This is a genomic window from Sphingomonas sp. S-NIH.Pt15_0812 (genome assembly GCF_003951315.1).
Lineage (GTDB): Bacteria > Pseudomonadota > Alphaproteobacteria > Sphingomonadales > Sphingomonadaceae > Sphingomonas.
In genome coordinates this window covers 1-25007 of record NZ_QLJH01000028.1, presented here as the reverse complement: position 1 = coordinate 25007, position 25007 = coordinate 1, and the positions used below count along the sequence as shown (strand labels likewise).

Annotated in this window: 22 protein-coding genes and 1 pseudogene; 7 read left to right on the top strand and 16 right to left on the bottom strand. The window is 68.4% G+C overall.

All coding sequences use genetic code 11. The annotated features are described in order from the left end of the window. Positions 1 to 50 precede the first annotated feature (50 nt). Positions 51 to 1631 carry an amidase gene (locus BRX43_RS15755; protein WP_125996049.1) on the top strand — a complete coding sequence of 527 codons (1581 nt, stop codon included), beginning with the start codon at positions 51 to 53 and terminating at the stop codon, positions 1629 to 1631. Here BRX43_RS15755 and BRX43_RS15750 read toward each other — a convergent pair. From BRX43_RS15750 to BRX43_RS20970, 3 genes are all read right to left on the bottom strand, one after another. Continuing rightward, on the bottom strand, positions 1621 to 2082 hold the full coding sequence (locus BRX43_RS15750; protein WP_125996061.1) for a DUF2721 domain-containing protein: 462 nt from the start codon (positions 2080 to 2082) through the stop codon (positions 1621 to 1623). The two genes, BRX43_RS15755 and BRX43_RS15750, sit on opposite strands and share 11 nt — an antisense overlap. A 212-nt stretch (positions 2083 to 2294) precedes the next feature. Beyond that, positions 2295 to 2822 (bottom strand): TonB-dependent receptor, encoded by a 528-nt coding sequence (locus BRX43_RS20975; RefSeq protein ID WP_125996048.1) that lies wholly within the window; start codon positions 2820 to 2822, stop codon positions 2295 to 2297. Positions 2823 to 3050: 228 nt separating this feature from the next. Next, complete coding sequence (locus BRX43_RS20970) at positions 3051 to 3641, bottom strand: TonB-dependent receptor plug domain-containing protein (RefSeq protein WP_241214999.1); 591 nt, start codon at positions 3639 to 3641, stop codon at positions 3051 to 3053. 375 nt (positions 3642 to 4016) lie between these two features. Between BRX43_RS20970 and BRX43_RS15735 the strand changes: the two genes are divergently transcribed. Both BRX43_RS15735 and BRX43_RS20370 read left to right on the top strand, forming a co-directional pair. Beyond that, positions 4017 to 5945: a BCCT family transporter gene (locus BRX43_RS15735; protein WP_125996047.1), complete on the top strand. Its 1929-nt coding sequence runs from the start codon at positions 4017 to 4019 to the stop codon at positions 5943 to 5945. Continuing rightward, positions 5929 to 6069 carry a hypothetical protein gene (locus tag BRX43_RS20370; RefSeq protein ID WP_164523635.1) on the top strand — a complete coding sequence of 47 codons (141 nt, stop codon included), beginning with the start codon at positions 5929 to 5931 and terminating at the stop codon, positions 6067 to 6069. The genes BRX43_RS15735 and BRX43_RS20370 overlap by 17 nt, the downstream gene beginning before the upstream one ends. Before the next feature lie 58 nt (positions 6070 to 6127). Here BRX43_RS20370 and BRX43_RS20965 read toward each other — a convergent pair whose 3' ends face one another. From BRX43_RS20965 to BRX43_RS15720, 3 genes are read right to left on the bottom strand one after another with little or no spacing between them, the layout of a single operon-like run. Next, the gene (locus tag BRX43_RS20965) at positions 6128 to 7579 is read right to left on the bottom strand and encodes a TolC family protein (RefSeq protein ID WP_125996046.1); all 1452 of its coding nucleotides are present in this window, start codon (positions 7577 to 7579) and stop codon (positions 6128 to 6130) included. After that, positions 7576 to 8667 (bottom strand): efflux RND transporter periplasmic adaptor subunit, encoded by a 1092-nt coding sequence (locus BRX43_RS15725; RefSeq protein ID WP_125996045.1) that lies wholly within the window; start codon positions 8665 to 8667, stop codon positions 7576 to 7578. Before BRX43_RS15725 ends, BRX43_RS20965 begins: the two co-directional genes overlap by 4 nt. Further along, complete coding sequence (locus BRX43_RS15720) at positions 8651 to 10336, bottom strand: ABC transporter ATP-binding protein (protein WP_125996060.1); 1686 nt, start codon at positions 10334 to 10336, stop codon at positions 8651 to 8653. The genes BRX43_RS15725 and BRX43_RS15720 overlap by 17 nt, the downstream gene beginning before the upstream one ends. A 182-nt stretch (positions 10337 to 10518) precedes the next feature. Here BRX43_RS15720 and BRX43_RS15715 point away from each other — a divergent pair, with 182 nt between their 5' ends. Next, on the top strand, positions 10519 to 11418 hold the full coding sequence (locus BRX43_RS15715) for a hydrogen peroxide-inducible genes activator (protein ID WP_125996044.1): 900 nt from the start codon (positions 10519 to 10521) through the stop codon (positions 11416 to 11418). A 163-nt stretch (positions 11419 to 11581) separates the two neighbouring features. Here the strand turns inward: BRX43_RS15715 and BRX43_RS15710 are convergent, their stop codons facing one another. After that, a complete protein-coding gene (locus BRX43_RS15710; protein ID WP_125996043.1) occupies positions 11582 to 12643 on the bottom strand; it encodes an SDR family oxidoreductase in 1062 nt (353 codons plus the stop codon). 92 nt (positions 12644 to 12735) lie between these two features. Between BRX43_RS15710 and BRX43_RS15705 the strand changes: the two genes are divergently transcribed. Together BRX43_RS15705 and BRX43_RS15700 are read left to right on the top strand one after the other, a co-directional pair. Further along, on the top strand, positions 12736 to 13116 hold the full coding sequence (locus tag BRX43_RS15705; RefSeq protein ID WP_125996042.1) for a helix-turn-helix domain-containing protein: 381 nt from the start codon (positions 12736 to 12738) through the stop codon (positions 13114 to 13116). Between the two features lie 48 nt (positions 13117 to 13164). Next, on the top strand, positions 13165 to 13485 hold the full coding sequence (locus BRX43_RS15700; protein ID WP_125996041.1) for a hypothetical protein: 321 nt from the start codon (positions 13165 to 13167) through the stop codon (positions 13483 to 13485). Positions 13486 to 13507: 22 nt separating this feature from the next. On the opposite strand, the gene BRX43_RS15695 is transcribed toward BRX43_RS15700, so the two are convergent. The 4 genes from BRX43_RS15695 to BRX43_RS15680 all read right to left on the bottom strand — a co-directional run bounded on the left by BRX43_RS15695 (position 13508) and on the right by BRX43_RS15680 (position 18823). Next, positions 13508 to 14965 carry an aminotransferase class V-fold PLP-dependent enzyme gene (locus BRX43_RS15695; protein ID WP_125996040.1) on the bottom strand — a complete coding sequence of 486 codons (1458 nt, stop codon included), beginning with the start codon at positions 14963 to 14965 and terminating at the stop codon, positions 13508 to 13510. 114 nt (positions 14966 to 15079) lie between these two features. Beyond that, positions 15080 to 16579 carry a porin gene (locus BRX43_RS15690; protein WP_125996039.1) on the bottom strand — a complete coding sequence of 500 codons (1500 nt, stop codon included), beginning with the start codon at positions 16577 to 16579 and terminating at the stop codon, positions 15080 to 15082. 103 nt (positions 16580 to 16682) lie between these two features. Further along, positions 16683 to 18002 (bottom strand): MFS transporter, encoded by a 1320-nt coding sequence (locus BRX43_RS15685; protein ID WP_241214998.1) that lies wholly within the window; start codon positions 18000 to 18002, stop codon positions 16683 to 16685. Further along, the gene (locus BRX43_RS15680; RefSeq protein ID WP_241214997.1) at positions 17999 to 18823 is read right to left on the bottom strand and encodes a substrate-binding domain-containing protein; all 825 of its coding nucleotides are present in this window, start codon (positions 18821 to 18823) and stop codon (positions 17999 to 18001) included. Before BRX43_RS15680 ends, BRX43_RS15685 begins: the two co-directional genes overlap by 4 nt. Positions 18824 to 18999: 176 nt before the next feature. Here BRX43_RS15680 and BRX43_RS15675 point away from each other — a divergent pair, with 176 nt between their 5' ends. After that, complete coding sequence (locus BRX43_RS15675) at positions 19000 to 20286, top strand: cation:dicarboxylase symporter family transporter (RefSeq protein WP_164523634.1); 1287 nt, start codon at positions 19000 to 19002, stop codon at positions 20284 to 20286. Here the strand turns inward: BRX43_RS15675 and BRX43_RS15670 are convergent. From BRX43_RS15670 to BRX43_RS15650, 5 genes and pseudogenes are all read right to left on the bottom strand, one after another. Further along, entirely contained in the window at positions 20200 to 21120 is a 921-nt protein-coding gene (locus BRX43_RS15670; protein ID WP_277600168.1) for a LysR family transcriptional regulator, read from the bottom strand. The two genes, BRX43_RS15675 and BRX43_RS15670, sit on opposite strands and share 87 nt — an antisense overlap. A 40-nt stretch (positions 21121 to 21160) precedes the next feature. Continuing rightward, entirely contained in the window at positions 21161 to 22465 is a 1305-nt protein-coding gene (pncB, locus tag BRX43_RS15665) for a nicotinate phosphoribosyltransferase (RefSeq protein WP_125996035.1), read from the bottom strand. Between the two features lie 9 nt (positions 22466 to 22474). Continuing rightward, the gene (locus tag BRX43_RS15660) at positions 22475 to 23416 is read right to left on the bottom strand and encodes a glycosyltransferase family 2 protein (protein ID WP_125996034.1); all 942 of its coding nucleotides are present in this window, start codon (positions 23414 to 23416) and stop codon (positions 22475 to 22477) included. Continuing rightward, a complete protein-coding gene (locus tag BRX43_RS15655) occupies positions 23413 to 24375 on the bottom strand; it encodes a polysaccharide pyruvyl transferase family protein (RefSeq protein ID WP_241214996.1) in 963 nt (320 codons plus the stop codon). The genes BRX43_RS15660 and BRX43_RS15655 overlap by 4 nt, the downstream gene beginning before the upstream one ends. A gap of 213 nt (positions 24376 to 24588) precedes the next feature. Then, a pseudogene (locus BRX43_RS15650) lies at positions 24589 to 25007 on the bottom strand (beta-xylosidase); the annotation flags it as partial.

Here is a 25007-nt window from a genome sequence, read left to right as displayed (position 1 = left end):
CCTCAAGGCCTTGCCTCGGTTAGCCTCACGGTCCTCAACGGGGGAAATCCATGCGTCCTGTCCATTGCGTCGCGCTGCTGCTCACCCTCCTGCCGGCCACCCCGATCGCCGCGCGCGATGTACCGGTGGAGGAGCGGTCGATCGGCGACCTTCAGGCGATGATGACGCGGGGGCAGGCGACCAGCCTCGACCTTGTCCGGGCCTATGAAGCACGGATCGGCCGGATGGATCGCAAGGGGCCGATGCTGCGCTCGGTCATCGCGCTCAATCCGGAAGCCGAGGCACAGGCGCGCGCGCTGGATGCGGAACGGCGGGCGGGGCGGGTGCGCGGGCCGCTGCACGGCGTTCCCATCCTGATCAAGGACAATATCGAGACCGCCGACCCGATGCCGACCACGGCGGGCAGCCTGGCGCTCCAGGCCAATGTCACCCGCCGCGATGCGCCGGTGGTGGCGCGGCTGCGCGCGGCGGGCGCGGTGATCCTGGGCAAGACCAACCTGTCCGAATGGGCCAATATCCGCTCGACCCGGTCGATGAGCGGGTGGAGCGCCGTCGGCGGCCTGGTCCGCAATCCCTATGCATTGGACCGTACCGCCTGCGGCTCCTCCTCGGGATCGGGCGCGGCGGTGGCGGCGAGCTTCGCCGGGGCCGCGGTCGGTACGGAGACGGACGGCTCGGTCGTCTGCCCCTCCTCGGTCAATGGCCTGGTCGGACTGAAGCCGACGATCGGCCTCGTCAGCCGTACCCATGTCGTGCCGATCAGCCACTCGCAGGACACGCCGGGGCCGATGGCGCGCAGCGTCCGCGACGTGGCGGTGATGCTCGGCGCGATGGTCGGGGCCGACCCCGCCGATCCGGCCACCGCCGGCGCGGTGACGCGCGACTATGCCGCCGGCCTGTCGGCCAGCGCCTTGTCGGGCCTGCGCATCGGCGTGATCCGGCCGCCCCTGTCGCCGGCGCTCGCCGCCCGCTATCAGGCGGCGCTCGACCTGATGGCGCAGGCGGGCGCGGTACTGGTCGAGGTCGAGCGGCCGAAGCCGGAGGGGATCGGCGCGGCCGAGCTGCTGGTGTTGCAGACCGAGTTGAAGGCTGATCTTGACGCCTATCTGGCGACCACGCCGTCCGCCGTGGCGACGCGGACGCTGGACCAGGTCATCGCCTTCAACCGCATCCAGGCTGCCCGGGAAATGCCCTTCTTCGATCAGGAGACGTTCGAGGCGGCGGCCGCGACCAAGGGGCTGGACGATCCCGCCTATCGCGCCGCTCGCGCCAAGTCGCTGCGGCTGGCGGGGGCGGAGGGGATCGACGCGATGCTGCGATCCGCTCGCGCGACCGTGCTGGTGGAGCCGACCTATGACGCGGCCTGGCTCAGCGATCCGGTGCATGGCGACCAATATGGCGGTCCCTCCGCCTCAGAACTGCCGGCGATCGCAGGCTATCCGCACCTGACCGTGCCGATGGGCGCGGTACGCGGGCTGCCGGTCGGCCTGTCCTTCATCGCCGGGCGGCTGGGCGAGGGGGCGGTGCTGGGCGCGGGCTATGCCTATGAACAGCGCAGCCGGATGCGCCAGGCGCCGAGCTATGCCGCGACGGTGGCGGCGGGGCCGGGGCTGGACGGCGTCACTCGTTGAACAGGTCGAGGATGTCCTTGCGCACATGGATCGCCTGCAGCGACACGCGCACCTCCATCATGAAATAGGCGAGCGAGGCGATCAGCAGCAGCATCGCGACGATGAACAACAAAGCCACCAGCGTCGCGAAGTGGAGATGCGCCAGGGTGGCGACGAACAGCAGCGCGACGACCAGGCTGGTCATCACCGCGCTCGACACCGCCAGGAACAGCGAGGCGTTGATGATCGTGATCCGCCGGTCGAGCAGCCTCAGTTCCCAGACCAGGCGGCTGCGATCGCCGTCGCCACGCTGGTGGATCTCCTGCTCCAGCGCCCGCACCCGGTCGACGACGCGGCTGAGCCGGCCGGCCAGCACGTTGAGCAACTGTCCGATCGCCGTCAGCATGAATATGGGCGACAGCGCCAGGGTAATAGTCTGGGCGACGGTGGTGATGCCGGGCAGGGTGGGGATCATGCGGGTCCTGATGGCGTGTGCGAATGCCCACCTAGCTGCCACGCCGGGCGCGGAAGGGCTAGGCCGGATCGACGGGCGGTCCGGATATTCCGACGTCGCCTGCGCGGGCGGTTAGGCGTGTGGTACGCGCGGCGACCCCTCCGACAGCGTCGGCAGAGGGAGATGGTCGTCTCCAAGCTCGGCAAGCCTGGGGACGACATGCAAGACGATCAGAACCCGAAGGTGGCCCCGGCGCTGGAGTTGCGGCCGACCAGGCCGGCATAATGCCAGCTGCTCAGATAGTTGGGGTTGCTGGTATAGGCCGCCGCCGCCAGCGGCGCATGGGCATTGGTCAGATCCTGCACGTTGAAGAAGAAGCGGAACTGATCGTTCACCCGCACACCCGCGTTCAGGTCGACATAGACGAACGGCCGGATGGAGCATCGGAAATTGGGGTCGGTGCCGGACGGGATCGGCGCCATCGAGTTCTTGCACGACAGGTCGATGACCTTGTTGCCCGGCGTGATCTGGTCGGCCGCCACCTGCTTGATCCGGCCGACATAATCGGCCGTCGCGGTCAGCGTGAGATTGCCGACTTCCAACGCATTCTGCCAATTCCCCCGGACGCGCGGCGTGCCGCCACCCGACGACCGTTGGTACGGCCCGAGCGTGCCGGCATATTTCTGTACCACGCCGTCCGGCGTCTCCAGGTCGAGGCGCAGCGTGCGGGTGATGTCGAGCCGGCTGATCAGCCGCATGTTGCCCGACAGGCCTATATTGGCTCGAGCGTGTTGGACGGATAACCGCGCGAATGTTGGTGATATACCCGTCATAGGTATATTCGCCGTTCAGGTAGAAGTGGAAGCCCTGAGTGGGATAGTCGCCATAGCCGGCGGTCAGCGTCGCCCGGTAATGGGAACCGTCGCCCTGCCAGGTCGCGCCGCCCTGGGCCGATCCTTGGATCCCTTGGACGTTCTTCTTGCTGATCAGCTCGACGACGCCGCCGATCGCGTCCGCGCCATAGGTGGAGGACGCGCCGTCCTTCGGCACCTCGATCCGGTCGACGACGCTGAAGGGAATGGAGTGAGGTCGACATAGGCGTTGGGGCCGTCATCGTTGAGCGGGAAATTCGCCGAACGCAGTCCATCGATCAGCACTACCGTCGACGAGACGCCGAGCCTGCGCAGCGACACGGCCGCGCCACCGGCCGAGAAGCCGTTGCGGAAGCCGGTCGAGATCGAACCGGCGCTGTCGGCGGAGACCGAGCGGATCGCGTCCTGCGCCGTAGTGATGTTCGCGCGCAGCAGCGTTGCCGAATCGAGCAGCGTGACGGGCGAGATCGAGCTGGCGTTGGAATCGCGGAACAGCGTGCCGGTGACGACGATCGTGGCGGGCTGCGTCGCTTCCGGCTTCGCCGCAGCCGAGGCGGCATCCTTCGAGTCCGGCGCGATCGGCGCTTCCGATGCTGCGCTCGGTACGGCGGCATGGACCACCTGCGCATGAGCCGGGCTTGCGGCCGCGATCCGCAGGGCGGCGGTCGAGATCCCGTATCGCAGGCTAGAAATGGCGGAGTTCATGAAAATTACAAAGCCCTTCCCTGGACACGCAGCTTTCCCGTCGGTGCCGGACCCATCCCCCATGATGGTTCCGGCGCTGCGCGGGTTGCGCCCATAATCTCGAAGGCTTTTCGTCCGTCTTCGACGAAGGACCTGACTTCATGTTGCGTGCGCGAAGTGGAGGGCCCGAAAAATGCTTCCCGTAGACGGTTTTTCTTCGAACTGGGCGCAGCTATCGTCTTTATCATGAACGGATGTCGGCATGTACTCGTGGATCGACCGACGCGGAAAGGCGGCGGCCTTGTGGTCTGCGCATCAGGTGCTGGTATTCGATGCCCATGGTCTTGGAATAGTCGCCGGTTCGCATTCGGGGGCGGCCGATGCTAATCGGTTGACATGATGAAAAGTGAAATCAATCCCCGGGTGTTCTGGGGCGCATCCGCGATCATCGCCCTGCTGCTGGCGACGACGCTCGCCATGCCGGGCACCGCCGATGCCGCGTTCAAGACGGCGCAGGCCTGGGCGATCGACACGTTCGGCTGGTTCTACATTGCGGCGGTGGCGGTGTTCCTGGTCGTGGTGCTTGCGCTGGGCTTCGGTCCGGCGGGCAAGCTGAAGCTGGGGCCGGACGATGCCGAGCCGGACTTTCCCTATCTGTCGTGGCTGGCCATGCTGTTCGCGGCCGGCATGGGCATCGGGCTGATGTATTTTGCGGTCGCCGAGCCGATCCAGCATTATGTCTCGCCGCCCGAAGCGCCGAGCGGCACGGTCCTGGCGGCGCGCGAGGCGATGGCGATCACCTTCCACCATTATGGCGTCCATGCCTGGGCGATCTATGCGCTGGTGGGCATGAGCCTGGCCTATTTTACCTATCGCAGGGACATGCCGCTGACGCTGCGGTCGGGCCTGTCGCCGATCCTGGGCAAGCGGATCGACGGTCCGCTGGGCGACGCGATCGACATCTTCGCGGTGTGCGGCACCGTGTTCGGCGTGTCCACCTCGCTCGGCTTCGGCGTGTCGCAGATGGCGGCGGGGCTGGCCTATGAATATGGCGTGCCCGACACGACCCAGGTGAAGATCGCGATCATCGTCCTGGTCATGGGCGCGGCGACCTTGTCCGTGTTGAGCGGCGCGGATCGCGGCATCCGCCGCCTGTCGGAACTGAACCTGGTCCTGGCGGTGCTGCTGATGCTGTTCGTGATGGCGGTCGGCCCGACCCTGTTCCTGCTGCGCGCGCTGATCCAGAATTTCGGCCTGTATCTCGATCATTTCGTCAAGCGCACCTTCACCCTCTACGCCTATGAGCCGCGCGCCTGGATGGCGGACTGGACGCTCTTCTACTGGGCGTGGTGGATCGCCTGGTCGCCCTTTGTCGGTATGTTCATCGCGCGCATCTCGCGCGGGCGGACGATCCGGGAGTTCGTGATCGGCGTGCTGTTCGTGCCGACCGCCTTCACCTTCCTGTGGATGACGGTGTTCGGCAACACCGCGATCTCGCTCGACCTGGGACCGGCGCAAGGCGGCATCGCCGACGCGGTGCAGGCGAACCTGTCCACCGCCTTGTTCAAGCTCCTGGAGTATCTGCCCGGTGCCAGCGTGACCTCGACGCTGGCGATCGTGCTAGTCGGATTCTTCTTCGTGACCTCGGCCGACTCCGGTGCGCTGGTCATCGACACGCTGGCCTCGGGCGGCACCGAGGAGACGCCGCGCTGGCAGCGCGTCTATTGGTGCGTGCTGCTGGGCACCACCGCGACGCTGTTGCTCGTCGCCGGCGGATTGGGCGCGTTGCAGTCGGCGACGTTGCTTGCCGCGCTACCCTTCTGCTTCATCATGCTGCTGCTGGCGGTCGGGCTGGTGCGGCAGACCAATGCCGATCTGGCGGGCGTGTCGCTGCCCGCCGACGGCCCCGCCATCAGCGAGCGGATCAAGCGGTTGATCGTGCCCGCCCGCCGCGCCGACATTGTCGCCCAACTCCGGTCACAGGGGCAACAGGCGGTGCAATCGGTGCAGGAAGCATTGGAGGCGGAGGGCTGGACGGCAACCCGGCTGGACAGCGAGGCGGACAGGGTCGAACTGACCATCACCGCGCGCGACGGCCGCCTCTTCGTCTATCGCCTGTCGCCACGCTCGCGCCCGCTCGCCGCCTATACCGCGTTGGAGGCATCGGAGGGCCGCCGCAACCTGGCCTGGATGCTGGCCGCACAGACCAATGGCGAGACGGGCTTTCGCGATCTGACCGGCTTCACCATCGGGCAGATCGCCAATGACGTGCTGACCCAATTGGAACGCTGGCGGCTGACGGAGGCCCATGTGCAGGACCGCTGAGCGGTCCGATAGCGCCGAACGGATCGTGGCGCGACGCACGCCCGTATCACGGTGCGGGTGGGTGTTCGCCAATCACCGCGTCGACGCCATCCTGCCGACCGGCCGGAATGTCGTCGAGCGGTGAGACCTTCCATCTCGCACGACCTACCGGGAAATGGCATCGGGTCGATCGAAGCGGCGGCTTAAGGCTCCAGCCCGAGCGCGACGCGATCGGCGGTCGCGGCGGCGAGTTCGGCGCGGGCCGCCGCGATCCGGGCCTGCGCATCGATCAGCCGCACCCGGGCGTCGTTCGCCGTTTCCTCGCGCTGGTTGACCAGGAAGAAGTCGCTCGACCCCAGTTCGAACCGTCGACGCTCGGCCGCCGCCAGGCGTTCGGCGAGCTGTCGCTCCTGCTCGGCGATCGTCGCGAGCTTTTCCGCCGCGCCGACGCCGATGGTGATGCCCTCCACCTCGACGGTGATCTGGTCGCGTAGGAAGCGGCGACGCGCCTCCAGCGCATCGATCTCCGCGCGGGCCTCGACGATCTTGCCCTTCGCCGCGCGGTTTTGCAGCGGCAGCGAGAAGCGGAAGCCGACCGCCGCCTCCAGCGGCGTACGCGTGGGGCCGCCCAGGCCGACCGGTCCGACATCCTTGCCGATCTCGCCCCGCAGGTCGAGCCGGGGACGCAGGTCGTTCTGCGCCAGCGCCAGTTTGGCCGAACCCTGGTCGATGCGGGCCAGCAGCATCTGCAGGTCGGGCCGTCGCCGCTCGAAATCGGCGCGCGCCGACGCCGCGACCCCGGCCAGGGCGCTGGCGTCCGGGGGCAGTCGCTCCGGGCCGACCAGCACCGGTTTGCCGGCGGCGTCGCGATAATAGAGTGACAGGGCGTTCGCGGCGGCCTGGAAGTCCCCTTCGGCCCGTACCACCAGCGCGCGGCGGCGGACCAGATTCTGGTCGTTCTCGGCCAGCAGGATGTCCGGCCGGGCGCCGAGCTGGACTTGGCGCGCCAGGCCGCCGCGCCGGCTTTCGGACAATTGGAGAAGGTCGCGATACGCGCGCAGCCGCAGGCCCGCCGCGACCCAGTTCTGATAGGCGTCGATCGCACGCCGCTGCACGCCGATCGCCACCGCCTGCCGCTCGAACCGGGCGATGTCGATATCGCCCGATGCCAGGGTGCGGCGGGTCCGCCGCTCGTCGATCAACCGATCGCGCAGCAGCGAATAGAGCGCGCCGACCTTCACCTCGCCCAGGCGGTTGGTGTAATGCTCATCCTCATAGACGGGGAAGCGCCCGCGACTGGCGCGGTAGCCGCCATAGACATAGCCGCCATTGTCGGTCAGCGGTCGTGTCGCACGGGCGGACGCGATCGTCCCGTCATAATAGCCGAGCGTGCGCGAGCGGCCATCGGCCTCGAACACCGTGTCGAACGCGCCATCGGCGGTCACGGCGCGGCCCTCGGCGGCGCGGACCTTGGCCAGGGCCTCGATGATCTGCGGCGCGGCGCGGGCAGAGGCTTGCAGCACGTCGTCCAGCGTCAACGGCGCTGTGCTGGTTTCGAGCGCGAGGGCCGGGGTGGCGCGGATGCGCTGCGCCACGGCCGATGGGGCCATGATGGGGGCGGCGACCAGCGCGGCAAGCAGGAATGGCCGGATCATTTCGGCTTGCCCGCCTTGGAGGCGATCTTGCGATCGTCGTCCTTGCCGCCGCCATCCTTGCCACTGCCGTCCGTATAGGGTGCGGTCTGGCCGAACTCCAAGGGGAAGTCGTTGAGCTGACGCCAGAGTTCATAGCCGACCGTGACCGTCTCGCCCTGCACCCAGCCCTGCACCTTGCCGCCCAGCCGGACGAAGCGCCGATCCGGCCAGGCGGGCTTGCCGGGCATCGGCTCGACCAGGATGCGGAACAGGCCCTGCGCGTTGGCATTGGGATCGATGGTGCGGACGCGACCGTCGAAGAAGCCATAGGCGACCGAGGGCCAGCCACTGAACTGGATCGCGGGCCAGCCCTCGAACTCCAGCCGGACCGGACGACCGGGACGCAGCAGCGGCACGTCGCGACCGTCGATCAGCAGCTCGACCGCGCGCTCGACCCGTTCCGGCGCGACCACCGCCAGCGCGGTCCCGGCCGAGACATAGGCGCCACCGGCGGCGGCGTTGAGGTTCTGGATACGGCCGTCGCGCGGCGCCCGCACCAGCTGCGCCGACTGGCGATTGAGCTGCACGTCGATGCGGTTGAGCTTGGCGCGCGACTCCGCCAGCTTCGCGCCGGAGTCCGCGACCTTGATCTGCGCCTGTTCGTAATCGCGACGCGAGGCGAGGCCTTCGGCATAGAGCTGCCGGGTGCGGTTGACGTCGATCTGGGCGACCGCCTGCGACTGGCGGACCGAGGCGATCTCGGCCTGTACCTGCGCCCGCTCGGCGGCGAGGCGCGAGAGCAGGTTGGGGTCGAGGTCGATGATGCGGGCGATCGGATCGCCGCGCTTCACATGCTGGCCGTCATGCACATACCAGCGCTCGACCCGGCCGGGCACCAGCGCGGTCACGTCCTGCGCCCGGTCCTGCGGGTCGAGCGAGACGACCTGGCCGCGCCCGACCGCGGTCTGCAACCAGGGTACGCAGAAGAGGACGAAGATCGTCGCGGCGATGCCCATCGTCACGATCCAGGCGACGGCGACCGCCACCCGGGGCGGACGCAGCGAGGCGAGGGTGCGGAAATGCGCAAGCTGTTCAGGCGGATGCTGCATCGTCGCCCTCCCGGTTGCAGGCGGCCTGGAGCCCGGCCAGCGTGTCGAAGCGACGTTGCTCGGTCAGGCCGAGATAGAGATAGCCGTCGAGCACCAGATCCTCCGGTCGGCCGGTGCAGAGCAGCACGGTCGTGCCATGATCCTTCAATATCCGTATCGCGGCGCGCAGCCGTTCGGGCGGCAGCAGGTCGAAGATCTGGCCGAGCAGCAGCAGCTTGGGCCGGACGAGCAGGGCATTGGCGAGCTTCAACGCCATCGCCTCGCCGACGCTGAGCGGAAAGCCGGTCGAGCCGAGCGGCGTGTCCAGCCCCTGGGGCAGGCTGGCGAGGCGGCGTTCCAGTCCGACGGTCGCCAGCGCCTCCATCGCCGCGCCGTCCAGCCCCTGCGAGGCCAGGCGGAGATATTCGCGGATCGTGACCTCGACGATGGTCGAGCGGTCGAGCACCGTCACGTCGGAGCGGAGATGGTACATGTCGAAGGACCCCAGGTCGCCGCCGCCGATCCGCACCAGGCCGCGTTCGGGCAGGGCATGCCGCTTCAGCAGCATGGCGAGGCTGCGCTCCGCCCCCGGCTCGGCGACCGCGACGAGCTGCTCGCCGGCGGCGAGCGTCAGGTCGTAGCGTGCGTCCTTGAAGGCCACGTCGGTCAGCTTGACCGCGCCGTCGCGCGGGCCGTTGCCGCCGCCTGCGGCGCTCTCCTGCGGGATGGCGAACAGCAGCGACAGTTCCTCGGAACTGGCGACCATGTCGTAGAAGATGTCGAGATAGGTGCCGAGCTGAGCGATGCCGTAGAAGACGCCCGACAGGATCAGCTCCGCCGCGACGAGCTGGCCGAGCGACAATTGCCCGCGCAGGATCAACATGCCGCCGAGCAGCAGCAGCCCGGCGCTCGCGAAGGCGTAGATCAGCAGAAAGGCGATGGTCTGCGCGAATTGGTAGCGGAAATAGCGCCGATGGGTGGCGACATAGGCCGCGGTCATCGCCTCCGACCGGGTCATCGCGAAGTCGAGATGGCGCGCCGATTTGTAAAAGCCGTTCGACCCGCCGACGCTCTCCAGCCAGCCGGCGGCATTGTGCTTGGCATGGCTGAGCGCCACCGCGCCGCTGATCGCGCCGCGCCGCCAGAGCATCCAGACCAGCAATACTGCTGCGACCAGCACTGCGTTGAAGGCGAGGAAGACGGGATGGTAGAAGCTGGTGATGGTCAAGCCGATCACCGCCTGCAGCATGATCGTGAAGGCGCCGATCACCATGCTGGGCACCGATTTCTGGACCACCACCAGGTCGAAGAAGCGGTTGAACAGGTGGCCGCGATTGCCGTCGGCGAAAAACGGGTCCTGAGCATGGACGGCCCGCAAGGTGACCTCCGCCACGACGCGCGCGAACAGGCGACGCTCGAACGCGGCCATGATCCAGACGCGAAGCGCGCTGAGTGCCGCCACCATCAACAGCAGGAGGAGAAGGACGCCCGACAGCGCCCATAAGGGGGCCGGCATCGCGGTGTTGGCGACGCTGTTGATCAGCAATTGCACGGAAATGGGTGTCGCGAGCGCCAACAGGCTGATCGCGATGGTATAGACGATGCCTAGACGAATATAGGCCCCATCGGGCCCGATCGTCTGCGACAGCCACCCCACCGCGTCCCGAAATCCCAGTCTCTGCGCCGCCAAAACAATCCCCCTCGTCATGCCTCTCGGCAGATCGGCCCTGGACCAATGTCGTCGACATGACGCCACTTCGCGGTGGAGTCATATCGTTCATTGATCCAGATTGTTATAGGGTAATGGCATATCATCCGGGTTGCCAATCGGATTGTAGCTGTCGCGGCTATAGACGGATGCTATAGGGGGCCATGCCTACGCTTCGTCAGCTGGAATATCTGGTCACGATTGCGGATACGGGGTCCTTCGCGCTCGCCGCCCGGGTGGCGAACGTCTCGCAGCCGACGCTCAGTCAGCAGGTCCGCACGCTGGAGGATCGGCTCGGGGCCAGGCTCCTCGAACGAAGCGCGGCGGGCGCGATGCTGACCCCGGTCGGCCGGACGATCGTGGCGACGGCACGGCGCATGTTGAGCGATGCCAGCGACATCGTCGCACTGGCGGCGGGGGCGTCCAACAGCTTGGCGGGCATCCTGCGGCTCGGCACCACGCCCACGCTCGGGCCCTATCTGCTGTCGCCGATCATCGCCGAGCTGCACCGCATGGCCCCGAACCTGCGGCTGCATGTCCGGGAAGGGATTCCGGACGAGCAGGTGCTGGAACTGTCGCGTGGCGAGATCGACGTGGTGCTCGGTCCGTTGCCGATGACCGGCGACGACCTGACGATTGAGCCGCTGTTTCGCGAGCCGCTGCACTTGGTGGCGGCGCTGGATCATCCGACCGATGCTGGCGGAACCATGCCGGACGACCTTGCCGGCAGCCCGCTGCTGACGCTCGATCCCCGCCATCACCTGGCGCGCCAGGCGGCGGAGATCGCCGAACGCTATGGGATGACCGTGGCGCCGGACTATTACGGCACCAGCCTGGACAGTTTGCATCAGATGGTGGCGAGCGGCTTGGGACTGGCGCTTCTGCCCAGTCTCTACCTGCGATCGGATGTGGGCGGTCTGGCGGGCCTGAAGGTCCTGACCGTCGAGAATTGGCGGGCACACCGCTCGATCGCCATGGCGTGGCGGCGACAGTCTCCGATGAGCGCGGCCTTCCGGTTGATCGCCGATCATGTCCAGAGTTGCGCCCGGACCTTGCTGGCCTGATCCCGAACCGGCCCTAGTCTGGACGTACCTGGCTCAGGCTCGATACGCCCGGTCCGGAGACAGGGCTTCCAACATCCGTCGAGCCCGAGACCGTGGTTCGATCGACCTCGATCCGGGTCGGGGGGCGATCATTCGCTCCCGCCGACCCGGCCCGATCCCGGCCTTAGGGGATCAGGCGACCGTCGCGCAGCCGCTGGAACAGCGCGAAGAACGCATCGTCGGTCGGCTGATAGCTGGTAAAGCCGAGCCGCCGGCTCTTCGACATGTCGGTGACGACCTCGATCGGGCGACCGAGATCGGCATCGGTATGCCAGGGCGAGGCGAGCCGGCCGAGTTCGGCCTCGGCCAGCCCCTCACGCGCCGCGATCTCGCGCCACAGGCCGGCATCGTCGGTCATCTGCTCCTCGAGCGGCCGTACGACGCCATCGAAGGGTGCCGCCTCCACGCCGAACCAGTCGGCGATACGGCCCCACATCCACTGCCAGCGGAAGACGTCGCCATTGACGACGTTGAACGCCTCGTCATGCGCCGCCTCGGTTTCCGCCGCCCAGAGAAGGTGACGGGCGAGCTGCCCCGCATCGGTCATGTCGGTCAGGCCCTGCCATTGCGCGGCCGAGCCGGGGAAGCGGAAGGGCTGGCCCTTTTCCCGGCACAGGGTCGCATAGACCGCCAGCGTCGTGCCCATGTTCATCGCATTGCCGACCGCCAGGCCGATCACGGTGTGCGGCCGATGGACGCTCCAGGTGAAGCCATCGCGCTTCGCGGCGGCGAACAGCGCATCCTCCTGCGCATAATAGAAATTCTCGACGTCCAGCCGGCCCTGTTCCTCGCGGAACGGGGTCTGGGGCAGGCTGCCCTTGCCATAGGCCTCGAACGGCCCGAGATAATGTTTCAGCCCGGTCACCAGCGCGACGTGGCGCGGGCCCTCGCCTCCGCGCAGTCCGTCGAGCAGGTTGCGGACCATCGCCCCGTTGACGCGGATATTCTCCGCCTCGCTGTCCTGGCGCAGCCAGGTGGTGACGAACACGGCGTCGGGGGCGAGGCCGCGCAGCGCCGTGGCGGTGGCCTCCGCATCCTGCAGGTCGGCGGCGACCGGCTGGACCCCGGACTGTTCGGTCGGGCGTCGGGCGAGGCCGTGGACGGTCCATCCCTGTTCCACCAGCAGCGTCGCGGTCGCGCTGCCGACGATCCCGCTCGCCCCCACCACCAAAGCCGTTTTCGTCATGAAATTCTCCTTGTCGACACATGAGTTAGTCATGGGTGGACGGCGGTTCCAGACGGCACCATCTACGCCCCCAGGCACCAGGAGGTAACCATATGCAACCCGGCACGGCGGATGAGGAATGGCGGGAGGATTGCGCGCCGCGCCGCGTGCTGGAACTGTTCGCGACCAAATGGACCAGCATGGTCCTGCACACGCTCCATGCCCGCCATGACGGCACGGCGCGGACCGGCGTGCTGCTGCGCAGCCTGCCCGGCATCTCGAAGAAGATGCTGACCCAGACGGTCCGGGACATGGAGGCGAGCGGCCTGCTGAGCCGGCACGTCCACAGCGCCATCCCGCCGATGGTCGAGTATCGGCTGACCGATCTCGGCCGGCGCTTCGTGGAGCCGGTCGAGCTGCTCTATGGCTGGGGGCGCGACAATGCCGATGCACTGGACCGGCTCGTGCCGCGGGCAAGCTCGCGACGCGCCTGATCGTGCCGGCTTGCGCCATGGTGGCGAGGCCGTGCTAAGGGCGCGTCCATGTCGAAGTCCCATATTACATCCGGCACGATCGCCGTGGATGGCATCCCCTATGACTGGCGCCTGCAGCGCGAACCCCATCTGTCGGACGATGAGGGGTGGAAGGGCATGACCCTCTCGATCCTGCAACAGGATGCCAAGCGCGAGGTCTTCGTGGAGTTCCCGCCCTCCAAGCGGCTGCTCAAGGGGTTGCCGCGCGGCCGCCTCCAGCTGGACGATGCGACGATCGCCCGGTGCATCCGCGCGGCGCTGTCCGCCGGCTGGGAGCCGATGTCGCGCGGCCGGCCGGTGACGGTGGTGGTCGACGCCGAGGGCAATTGACCCTGCCACCGCAGGCCGCCGGCTAGGCCACGACCCGGATCGTCGCATCGGTCGGATCGACCGGGTCCATGATGAACGCCCCGGCCTCGCGTTGCGCCACCAGCCAGGCGACATGCGCTTTGGAGATGCGTTGCCCGGGTACCAGTCGGGGCACGCCGGGCGGGGCGGGGGCGATCATCTCGGCCGCGATCCGGCCGCCCGCCTCCTCGTAGCGCACCATCTCGACCGGTCCGGCGATGGCGTCCGGCCCGGCCATCGCCATTTCGACGGACAGGGTCCCGACACCGGGCGTGGTCGCCAGCGTAGGCAACATCGCGGGATCGGCGGTCAGCCGCGCGACCAGATCCGCCAGCCCGCGCTGCAGCGCCCTGATGTCGCTGCGGGTCGTGCCGAGCGAGATCACCGCCAGGAGATGACGGGCATCGGACAAGCCGACGCTGATACGATGCTCCGCGAACAGCCAGTCGTCGATCGCATAGCCCGACACGCCGAGCGCCGACACGTCGATCAGGACCTTGGTGCGGTCGAGATCGGCCCCGGCCGGCATGTCCTCGCGGCCGAGGACGCGGAGCGGCGCGATCGCGGCGATCGTCCCGCGTGCATGGTCGGCCAGCGCGAGGACGTCGTTCCACATCTGCTCGCCCCGCAACGCATGGTCCCGCCGCGTCGCGTCGAGCGACGCCAGGATCGGCACTGAGGGACTGGTCGTCTCGAACAGTTCATAGGCCATCCACAGGCGTTGCCGGTCGAGCAGATCGCCCTTGGCGACGATGATCGATCCTTGCGCCAGCGCCCCCATCGTCTTGTGGGCGCTATAGACGGCGGCATCCGCGCCCTTGGTCAGCGGATCGTCGGGCAGGGCTTCGCAAAAGGCGAAGGCGCCGCCCCAGGCCGCATCGACGATCAGCGGGATGCCATGCTCGTGGCAGAGGGTGGCCAGCGCGGCCACATCGCTGGTCACGCCATAATAGGTCGGGCTCACCAGGACAAAGGCCTTGGCCGCCGGATGGCGCGCCAGTGACTCCCGCAAGGCGTCGGGCGTGACGCCATGTTCGATGTCCCATCCCTGGTCGACCTGCACCGGGACGATGCCGATGTCGAGGCCCGCAGCCAGGGCATAGGTCCGCTCGGCCTTGTGGGCGTTCGCCGCCACCAGGATCGTGTCGCCCGGACCGGCCACCGCCGCCATCACCGTGTGAAGGCTCTGGGTCGACCCACCGGTGACGAACCGGCAGAAATCGGCATTCCAGGCCTCCGCCGCGATCTCGTGGGCGCGTTGCAACGCCAGCGTTCCTTCCGTCCGGTCGTCCAGCCCCTTGGGCGTCAGCACATCGGCGCGGAACGTGCGCCTGCCCAGCAGGCTCCGCAGGCCCGAGGGGATAACGGCCCCCTGATTATGCCCCGGCGCGCCGAACCCGATCAGCGGCTTGCGCTCGATCGCGGCCAACGCCTCCACCAGCGGCGCGCTTTTCTGATCCATGTCGATCCCTTGGTTGTTGGGATCGCATAACGTGCAAAATCAAAAACCTAGGCCATGCAATACCAACTAATTGCGGCTTTGTTATCCGAGGATGCCCTGAAGGATCGCGATCGATCAAAAGGCGACCTGCGCGCGGCCGATCAGGGTCTGGCCATGATCGGTCGCGCCGCCGCGCTGCGTCGGATTGGCGACCGTCCAGTCGATCGCATTGAGCTGGAGCCGGACGAAGTTGTTGAGGTACCAATTGACGCCCAGCGTGAGCGCGGTGCCGCGCCCGGCGGTGGGATTGTCGCAATAGTCCAGTTCCTCATAGCGGGTGGCGAGCTCGATCGCGCCGCTGCCGCCCGAGGTGAAGGGACGCAGCACCTTGGGGCGGCTCCAGACGCCGCCACGGGTCAGATAGGGCGGGGTCTCCCCGGTCAGGAACCAACCCGCCTGCACCGCCCAGGCCGACTGGTCGGTCGACGCGCCCGCGCGATTCTCGATCCGCCGCGCGCCATATTCGCCGTAAGCCCAGAGCGACTTGTGGAACGTGCCCAGCTCGACGCCATAGCCGTCGCCGGACCGGGCGTCCGCGAAGCTGCCCGGTAGGATGCGGAGATTGTCGTTGAAGAAGCCGCCGACCGCGATGCTGCGCGTCGGCCGCGTCGCATCGGCGGCGATCTCCTCGTGAAAGCCCCAGAGGCCCAGATGGACCAGCCAGTCGGCGGTCTTCACCGGGTTCCAATGCGCGCGCGCCCCGATGGTCAGGCCGTCGCCCTGCGTGCCGGGATTGTTGATGTCGTCGCCCGAGACCTGCACGCCGACATGCCAGCCATCGCCATAGATGCGGGCCGCGGCGCCCAGGCCGAAGAAGCCGCGCACCGGGATGATGCCGGCACCGACGAAATTCCGCTCCAGGAAGGGAACCGATATGGTGCCGCTCGACCCGTCCAGCCCGCGATCGTTCAGGCGATTGCCCAGCGCGAACTCGGCCTGCTGGCCCATGAAGCGCGTCGTCCAGGCGAGATAGGCCGACTTGATCGCCACGTCGTTGTCGGCGAAATCGCCCTCCAGCAGATAGGAGAGGTGCGGGCCGATCGACCCCTCGAACCCCAGGCGCAGCGACCGGGCGGTGGTGGCGGTCATGTTGCGGGCCGGGATCGCGCTGCCGGTCGTGGTGGCGAGATCGACCAGGATGCGGCCGCGCGGGCGGAAGGAGAAGCGGCCATCGGCGCTGGTGAACTCCGGCGTGCCCTTCGACCAGTCGACATGGACGCCCTCCTTCTGCGCCTGCTCGATCCGCGCCAGCCGCGCGTCGAGCGACGGCGGATGGGCGTCGGAGGGAAGCGACTGGCCGAGCGGGGCTGGACTGCGCGGCCGTTGCGGGGCTTGGGCGGCAGTCCGGAGCGGCGGCGATGGACGGGCGTCGGACGGTAGCGCCTGTTCCAGCGGCACGGCGGCGACCGCCGGGGGCGGGGTGCCCTCGATCATGGCCAGCCGCGCCTCCAGCCGGGCGATCCGCGCCTGTTGCTGCTCGACCAGCCGGGTCAGGCGCGCGACATCGTCGGCGCCTTGCGCGGCGGCGGGCAGGGACGTGCACAGGCCGATCGCGAGCAAGGCTCCACGATACATGACGGCATCCTCTCAGGGGTGGGCGGGAAGCACATCGGCTGCCGCCTCTAGTCTTGGACAAGGCGACCGCCACGCCCGGTGGCGGGCGCGACGGTCGAGGGGGTCAGACGGCGCGGCGGCGGCGCGATCCGATCAGCAGGGCGAGCAGCGAGAGCAGGGCGGCGGCCGCGCACCAGGCGCCGGGGATCGCCTTGTCGCCGGTCGCCCCGATCAGCGCGGTGCTGATCGCCGGGGTGAAGCCGCCGAAGATCGCGGTCGCCAGGCTGTAGGCCAGGCTGAAGCCGACGGTGCGGACATGCGGCGGGATCGCTTCGGTCAGGTAGACGATGAACGCGCCGTTATAGGTGGCGTAGATCGCAGCGAGCAGCAGTTCGACCGTCAGCAACCGCCCGAAGCTGGGCGCCGCGACCAGCCAGTTCATCAGCGGATAGGCGAGCAGCGTCCCCAGCGCGGTCGCGGTGATCAGCAGCGGCCTGCGCCCGATCCGGTCGGACAGCGCGCCCATCACCGGCAGCAGGACGAAGTTGGTGACGCCGACGCAGGCCGTGACGAACAGCGCCGCGCCCGGCGTCAGCGACAGCACCTTGTTGCCGAAGGTCGGGGTATAGGCGGTGATCATGTAGAAGAAGACGGTCGTCATCACCGCCATCAGCGCGCCCTGGAGCACCACGCCCCAGTTGGTGCCGATGGTTCGCATGATCTGCGACAGCGGCGGATGCTCCTTGCGCTGCAGGAAGACCTCGGTCTCCTCCATGTGGCGGCGGATGACGAACAGGAAGGGGATCATCACGCAACCGATGACGAACGGAATGCGCCAGCCCCAGGCCTGCATGGTGACGGGGTCGAGGCTGGACGACACGAGCAGTCCGATCAGCGCGGCGAACACCACCGCCGCCTGCTGGCTGGCCGACTGCCACGAGCAGAAGAAGCCCTTGCGATTGGGCGGCGCGATCTCGTTCAGGTAGACCGATACGCCGCCGACCTCGACGCCCGCCGACAGGCCCTGGACCAGGCGACCGATCAGGATGATGACGGGGGCGGCCACGCCGATCTGGGCATAGGTGGGCGTGATCGCGATGGCGAGCGTGCCCAGCGCCATCAGGCCGAGCGTCAGGAGCAGGCCCTGCCGCCGGCCATGCTTGTCGATATAGGCGCCCAGCACCAGCGCGCCGACCGGCCGCATCAGGAACCCCGCGCCGAAGGTCATCAGCGTCAGCATCAACGACGCGAATTCGCTACCGGTCGGGAAGAACGCCTTGGAGATGTAGGTGGCGTAATAGCCGAACACCATGAAGTCGAACATCTCGAGGAAGTTGCCGCTGGCGACGATGAAGATCGACTTGAACGCCGATCGCCGGCGCTCGGCCGATACCGGCGATGCCACGTCCTCGGTGGCGGGGAAGGGGATGGTGGAAGCGGTCATGGCTTGGCCTTCTGCGCGGCGGGTTCCAATCCGCTGTCGCGGATGATCGAATAGGCTTTGGGCGAGGCGAGATAGGCGATGAGTGCCCGCGCCTCCGCCTGATGGGGCGACCAAGCGACGATGCCGGCGGAAAAGGGCGTCACTTTCTGCAAGGACTCCGGGATCAGGCCGACGATGCGGATGCCCTTGACCGCCTTCAGCTCGCTCAGTTGCTGGAAGCCGATCTCCGCCTTGCCCTCGGCGACGACGCGGCCGACCGGGGTGGCGGGGATCATCCGTCCCTTGGGGCGGACCTGGTCGGTGACGCCCAGCCGGTCGAGCATGGTCGACTGGATATAGACGCCGGATGCGCTGTCCGACCATGCCACCGACTTGACGTGGACCAGCGTCGAACGCAGCGCCTCGGGCGTGGCGATATCGGGCGCGGGAGCGCCGGCCTTCACCGCCATCGCGATCTTGGACAGGCCGAGGTCGACGGAGGTGTCGGGCGCGATGCTGCCCTGCGCCGCCAGCTTGTCCAGGCCGCTACGGGCCAGGATGACGACATCGGCATCCTCGTGACGGGCCAGGCGATTGGGGATCGCCTGGGGCGTGTCGCCCATGGAGGGGCCATGTTCGGCGACGATGTGGATGCCGGTGTCGCGCTCATAGGTCTTGGCCAGCGCCTCGAAGGCGGCGGTGAAGCCGCCCGAGGTGACGACGTGCAATTCCCGCACCGTGGCGGCTTTGGTCGCGGCCTTGCCCTCGCGCGCCGCCGCGGGGGTGCCGATCGCGGTCAGCCCGAGGAGCAGCGCCAGGCCAAGCGCCCGTCGCCGTGGCACCACGGTTCGATATCTTGGAGTTCGCACGTTCGTCATACCTCTCTCGATCGCCCCGTCTTGATGCGGGTTCCTGTTGGAGGGCAGAGGCTTGAGCCATCATGCCGTAGCAGGCACTAAGCAGGACAATGGGTGTTTCGATCAAATGCAATGATCGGGCCGCTCTATGCGTTTGGTGCATGAATAAGGATCGACCCGCTTTGCGCGCCTTGCGCCACCTCCATGTCCAGATGCTGATCGGCATCGTCTCCGGCACGGTGATCGGCGCGCTGGCCCCGGCCTTCGGGCGTGATCTGGGTCCGCTCGGCATCGCCTTCGTCAAGGCGATGCGGATGATGGTGCCGCCGGTCCTGTTCTGCACGATCGTCGAGGGCATCGTCCGCAACGGCGCGGCGCGCAATACCGGCGCGACGGTGCTGCGTAGTCTCATCGTCTTCCTGGGCATCACCATCGCCGCGCTCGCCATCGGGCTGGGCGTGGCGGCGCTGATGCAGCCGGGGCGCGGCCTGCCCCTACCGCCCTATGGCGAGGCGGTGGCGGAGGTGGAGCGGCAGCTGGCCGGGCGACACATCACGGGGGCGGGGGATTTCCTGGTACGGATCGTGCCCGACACGCTGTTCTCCGCCTTCACCGCCGGCGATGTCCTGCCGGTGCTGTTCGTCGCCGGGCTGGTCGGCTTCGGCCTGTTGCGCATCGGTGCGGACGGCGCGCCGATCGTCCGCGCGATCGAGGCGCTGACCCGGCTGCAATTCACCATCTTCGGTTTCCTGGTCCGCGCTGCGCCGGTGGGGGCGTTCGGGGCGATCGCCTATACGGTCGGCACCTATGGTCTGGGCTTCATCGGCTCGTTGGGTCTTTTGTTCGGGACGCTGGCGCTGGCCTGCGGCCTGTTGATCGCCGGGCTGGTCCTGCTGGTGCGGCTGACCACCGGCCTGGGGGGCGGCATGCTGCTCCGGACGTTCCGCGACGAGATCCTGATCGTGCTCGGCACCGCCTCGACCGAGGTGGTGCTGCCGCGCCTGATCCAGAAGCTGGAAGGATTGGGATGCCCGCGCAGCGTCGCCGGGCTGACGGTGCCGCTGGGCTATTCGCTCAACCTGGCGGGGACGGCGGTGTATCTGATCGTCGCGACGCTCTTCCTGGGCGAGGCGCTCGGCATCGCGCTGACCCCGGAGCGGGTGGCGGTCTATCTGGGCGTGATGCTGGTGACGTCCAAGGCGGCGGCCGGGGTGACGGGTAGCGGCTTTTCGGCCTTGCTGCTGACCCTGTCGCTGCTCCCCGACATTCCGGTCGGCGCGGCGGCGATGCTGATCGCGGTCGACCGTTTCCTGTCGGAGATCCGCGCGCTGACCAGCGGTACGGCCAATGTCTCGGCCTCGCTACTCGTCGCGCGCTGGGGCGGGGCGCGGCTGGGCGGTCCAGGCCTGGGTGAGCAGCCCCATCAGCCGGGCGGCGGCGGGCGATAACGTCGCGGAGGCGCGGCGCAGCACGCCGATGGTCCGCGCGACCTCCGCCCCGCGCAGCGGCCGCCAGATCAGGTCGCGCGCATCGGGCCCCTCGCAGGCGAGGCGCGGCAGCACCGACGGCCCGAGCCCCGCCTGAACCAGCGCCAGCGCCGAGGTGAGGCGCGTCACTTCGTAGAACCAGCGCAACTCGATCCCAGCGCGCGCCAGCCCGGCGTCGAGCGCGGTGCGATTGCCGCTGCCCGGATGCACCGTCACCAGTCGCTGGCCTGTCAGGTCGCTCCAGGCGGGGTCGGCCAGCTTCGCCAGCGGATCGTCGGCGCGACAGACCAGCCCATAGGGATCGTCGGTCAACGGTTCATAGACCAGGTCGCCGTCCGACGAGACGGGCAGGGTGATGGCGAACTCGGCCTGCCCGGTCCGCACCGCCTCGGCGCATTCGGTCGCCGACAGGTCGAGCACCCGGACGCGGACGTTGCGATAGTCGCGGCCCAGCGCCTCCAGCACCGCCGGCAGGAACCGGACCGTGGCGCTGGGGATGCTGGCGATGGTCAGCCGACCCGCCTGTCGCTCGCCCGACGCCATCACGCCCATCAGCGATTCGTCCAGTTCCTCCAGCAGGCGGCGGAGCAGGGGCAGGATTTCCTGTCCCGCCGGGGTCAGGCGCACCGTCCGGCTGGTCCGTTCCAGCAGGGGGGTGCCGACGGTCGCCTCCAGCTTCTGGACCCGGCGGCTGATCGCGGGTTGCGACAGGTGCAACTGCTCGGCCGCGCGCAGGAAGCTCCTGCCCTCCGCGATCGCGACGAACACCCGCATGTCCAGCAGCTCGAAATTCATGGAGGCCATGGGAGATGCTAGCAGGACCGGACGCGGCCTGTCACACCGCGACCGGGGTGCGGACCATGCCGCGATCGCCGAAGATGCGCAGATAGCGCGCCACCTCGGCCGGCTCCCCCGTCGCCTTGGCGGGATTGTCCGACAGCTTGACCGCCGGCCGGCCATTGGCGTCGATGACCTTGGCGACCAGCGAGATCGGCGCCAGTGCGTCGCCGCCGGACGGGTCGCAGTCGCGGAAATCGTTCGTCAGGTTGGTGCCCCAGCCGAAGCTCGTGCGGACGCGCCCGTGGAAATGCCGATAGGTCGCCTCGATCGTATCGACGTCCATGCCGTCGGAGAAGATCAGCAGCTTGGTCGCCGGGTCGACGCCCTGCGCCCGCCACCAGTCGATGATCTGCTCGCCCCCCTCGACCGGCGGCATGGAATCCGGGCGGAAGCCGGTCCAGTCGGCGAGCCACTTCGGTGCGCCGGCCAGGAAGGCGGTGGTGCCGAACGCGTCTGGCAGGGCGATCAGCAAGTTGCCGTCATATTGCGTCCGCCATTCGTCCAGCACGCGGTACGGAGCGGCGGCCACGCTGGCATCGTCATCGGCCAGCGCGGCGAACACCATCGGCAATTCGTGCGCGTTGGTGCCGATCGCCTCCAGGTCGTTGTCCATGGCGAGCAGCACGTTGGACGAACCGATGAAGCGCGGACCGAGCCCTTCCTTCAAGGCCTCGACGCACCAGCGCTGCCACAGGAAGCCATGGCGACGGCGGGTGCCGAAGTCGGACAGGACCAGCTCGGGCAGGGCGTGCAACCGTTCCACCTTGTCCCACAGCCTGGCCTTCGCACGGGCGTAGAGGATGTCCATCTCGAAACGGCCACGCCCCTTCAGCGCGGCGCGCGACCGCAGCTCGTTGACGATCGTCAGGGCCGGTATCTCCCACATGGTGGTGTGGGTCCAGGGGCCGGGGAAGTGCAGCTCGAACTGGCCATCGACGACGCGCAACTCGTAGTCGGGCAAGCGGAAGTCCGCGAGCCAGGCCAGGAAATCGGGCGCGAACATCTGTCGCCGACCATAGAAGCTGTTGCCGGCCAGCCAGATCAGCTCCTTCTTGCCGAACCGGACGGAGCGGGCATGGTCCAACTGCTCGCGCAGTTCGTGCACGTCGATATCCTGTGCCAGCCGCACCGACCGGGTGCGGTTGATGAGCGAGAAGGTCGCCTCGACGTCCGGGTGCAGCCGCCAGATCAGCTGGAGCATCAGCAGCTTGTAGAAATCGGTGTCGAGCAAGCTGCGGACGATGGGATCGAGCCGCCAGCCATGGTCATAGGTCCGGGTCGCGATGTCGGTGACGGGCATGGAAAATCCTCAGGCGGTGACGGGGGCGGCGGCGGGTCCGCGCCTGTTCCTTCGCGTCCGTCCTTCCCGCAGATAGGCGATCATTCCCGCCGCCTTGTGCCGCAGTCGGAAGGCGTAGAAGCGGCTAATGCCGCGATGGGTCGTGACCGGGTCGACAAAGTCGCGCGACAGGTCCGAAAGGTCGCGCAGGATCGCGCGGATGATGCGGCGGTCGCGCAGCAGATGCTTTGCGTATAATGCGCCATCGCCATAGCTGTAGCCGGCCAGCAGGCGCGTTTCCTCCGCCACCAGCGTGCGGCCGTGATGATGGTGGACGACGAAGCGGGGATCGTAGCGAAGCGGGATGCCCAATCCCGTCGCGCGGAAGAGATAGTCGGTATCCTCCGCAGAGACGAAGGCCGCGCCCGCGCCGAACCGGGGATCGAACCGGCCGACGCGCCTCGCGACCTCCGCCGAGAAGGCGAGGTTCGCCCCCATGACGAAGCCGCCGGGAAAGGCATCCGGCGGAGCGATCATCGCATGGTCTTCCAGCTTCAGCGTGACGGGCAGGTCGGCAGGGTTGCCGGGCAGGATGCGGCCGCCGACGATCGCCGGGCCATCCAACTCGCCGAAGCATCGGGCCAGTTCGATGAAGTAGCCGGGATCGAGCACGCAATCATCGTCGGTCATGGCGACGATGCCGCCGCGCACGGCGGACAGGCCGCTATTGCGCGCATGGGCCAGGCCGGCCTGTGGTTCGTGCGCCACGCATACGGGGAAGGATTGGCTCCCGCTCCACCGGGCAAGGCGCTCGGCGGTGTCGTCCCGCGATCCGTTGTCGACCAGGACCACTTCGATCCGGTGGTCGACCGCGCGCGTCACGGCGACGGTGATCGACTCCAGCAGCGTGGCCAGGGCATGGCTGCGGTTGCGGGTGCAGACCAGAAGGCTGATGTCGGGCGTTGCGGTCATGCCGCCATCTGCACCAGCGGCGACGCGGCCGTCCAGGCCGCGACATAGGCGCCGACCTTGCCATAGTCGTTGTCGAGCACGCGATGCGGAATGTCGAGCAGCAGCGCGAGGATATGACCGTGCAGCCGGTCGGTCACGACCTGCTCGCCACGCGACAGCAGCCGCAGGCCGCGCGCGACGCGGTGGCGGGCCTGCCGTTCCCGGTCGGACGGCGTGCTGCCGGCCGGCAGACCGGGGTCGTCCTGGAGCCAGTCGACGATCTCGGCACCCTCGGGAAGGGGGCCGGCGTGCGCGCGACGCTCGGCATCGGTGCGCATCAGCCCCAACAGCGGCACCGAGGCGGGTTCGCGGATCTGCCGTCCCAGCGCGAAGGCGGAGTCGGGGGCGATGGTGGCGCGGCAGCCGAGAAGCTCAGTGGCGATCGCCACGCTCGGTCGATCCCGGACGTATAGGGTGAAATCAGGATGGGCGGCGGCGATGTCGGCGAAGCGTCGCGCCGATCCGGCATCGCGGAAGTGGATCGATTGCGGCAGTTGCACGACCGGCCGGTCGCGGATGTCGGTGAGGATCGTTTCCCGCAGACGCTGGTGATGGGGCCAGATATCGCCGAGATTGCCACCGCCATGGAGCAGCACCATGGTGTCGGGATGCACCGTCGCGACGGCGGCGGCATCGAAGTCGTGCCACGTCGCGACATGCTCTGGATCGCGGCCGGTGACCTGACGCAGCATGGCCAATTCCCCCAGCCAGATCGCGCTGTCGCCGACATTGGCATGATCCGGGAAGTCGATCAGCGCATAGCGACTGCCGTGGCGCAGATGCCTGTTGTAGAGTCCGCGTAGCGCGGCCTGCTGGGTGGCGATGACATCCTCGATCGCGTCCGGGGATCGCGGCATGGTCGAATGGGGATGCGCGCTCGCGCCAGAAACCGGCAGCGGACCGAGTGACTGGGTGGTCATGCGCGATGCCGGTTCCGACGTCGGCGATCGGTTTCGGGAGCGCATGGCCGCGCCGCCGCATCGTGTATGTTCCCCGTCACGTTCGGCGTCCTCCCCAAAATCCCGTCTCCCGCACCTCCGGCGACCGGCCGGGGCGGCAGGCAAAACGCGCGAGGCCGGGATGGGTCCATGGAAGCCGGGCAGGATCGGTCCCGGACCATGCTCGTGCGGCGATCATCCGCCGCGTTCCGCAGGCTGATCCGGCTTCGGCGAAAGGACCAGCAGGGAAACGCCTCGGCGAGGCAGGGTGAAGCGCAATGTGGTCCGGCCATGATCGGTCGCGAACGGCGTCGGCCCGGGATCGATCGTTACCAGCTCGGCGGCACGCAGCAGGGCGGCGCGCTGCGCGTTGGTCGGTGCCAGTGGCGCGCCCATCGCCTGCCATGCGGTGAAGCTGTTCGAATGGGCGTCGTCGATCCGGTAGTGGGTCAGGACCGCGCCGCGCGACAAGGCCGGTGGCAGGCCCCGGAGATCAAGGGCGACCGCCGCCGCCGGGCCCGGCAGATCATCGTCGTGATAATGCCAGACCAGGATGGAAAGCCGATCGCCGTCACGGCTGGCGCCGCTGCCGACCTCCGCCGCGCCTCGCACCC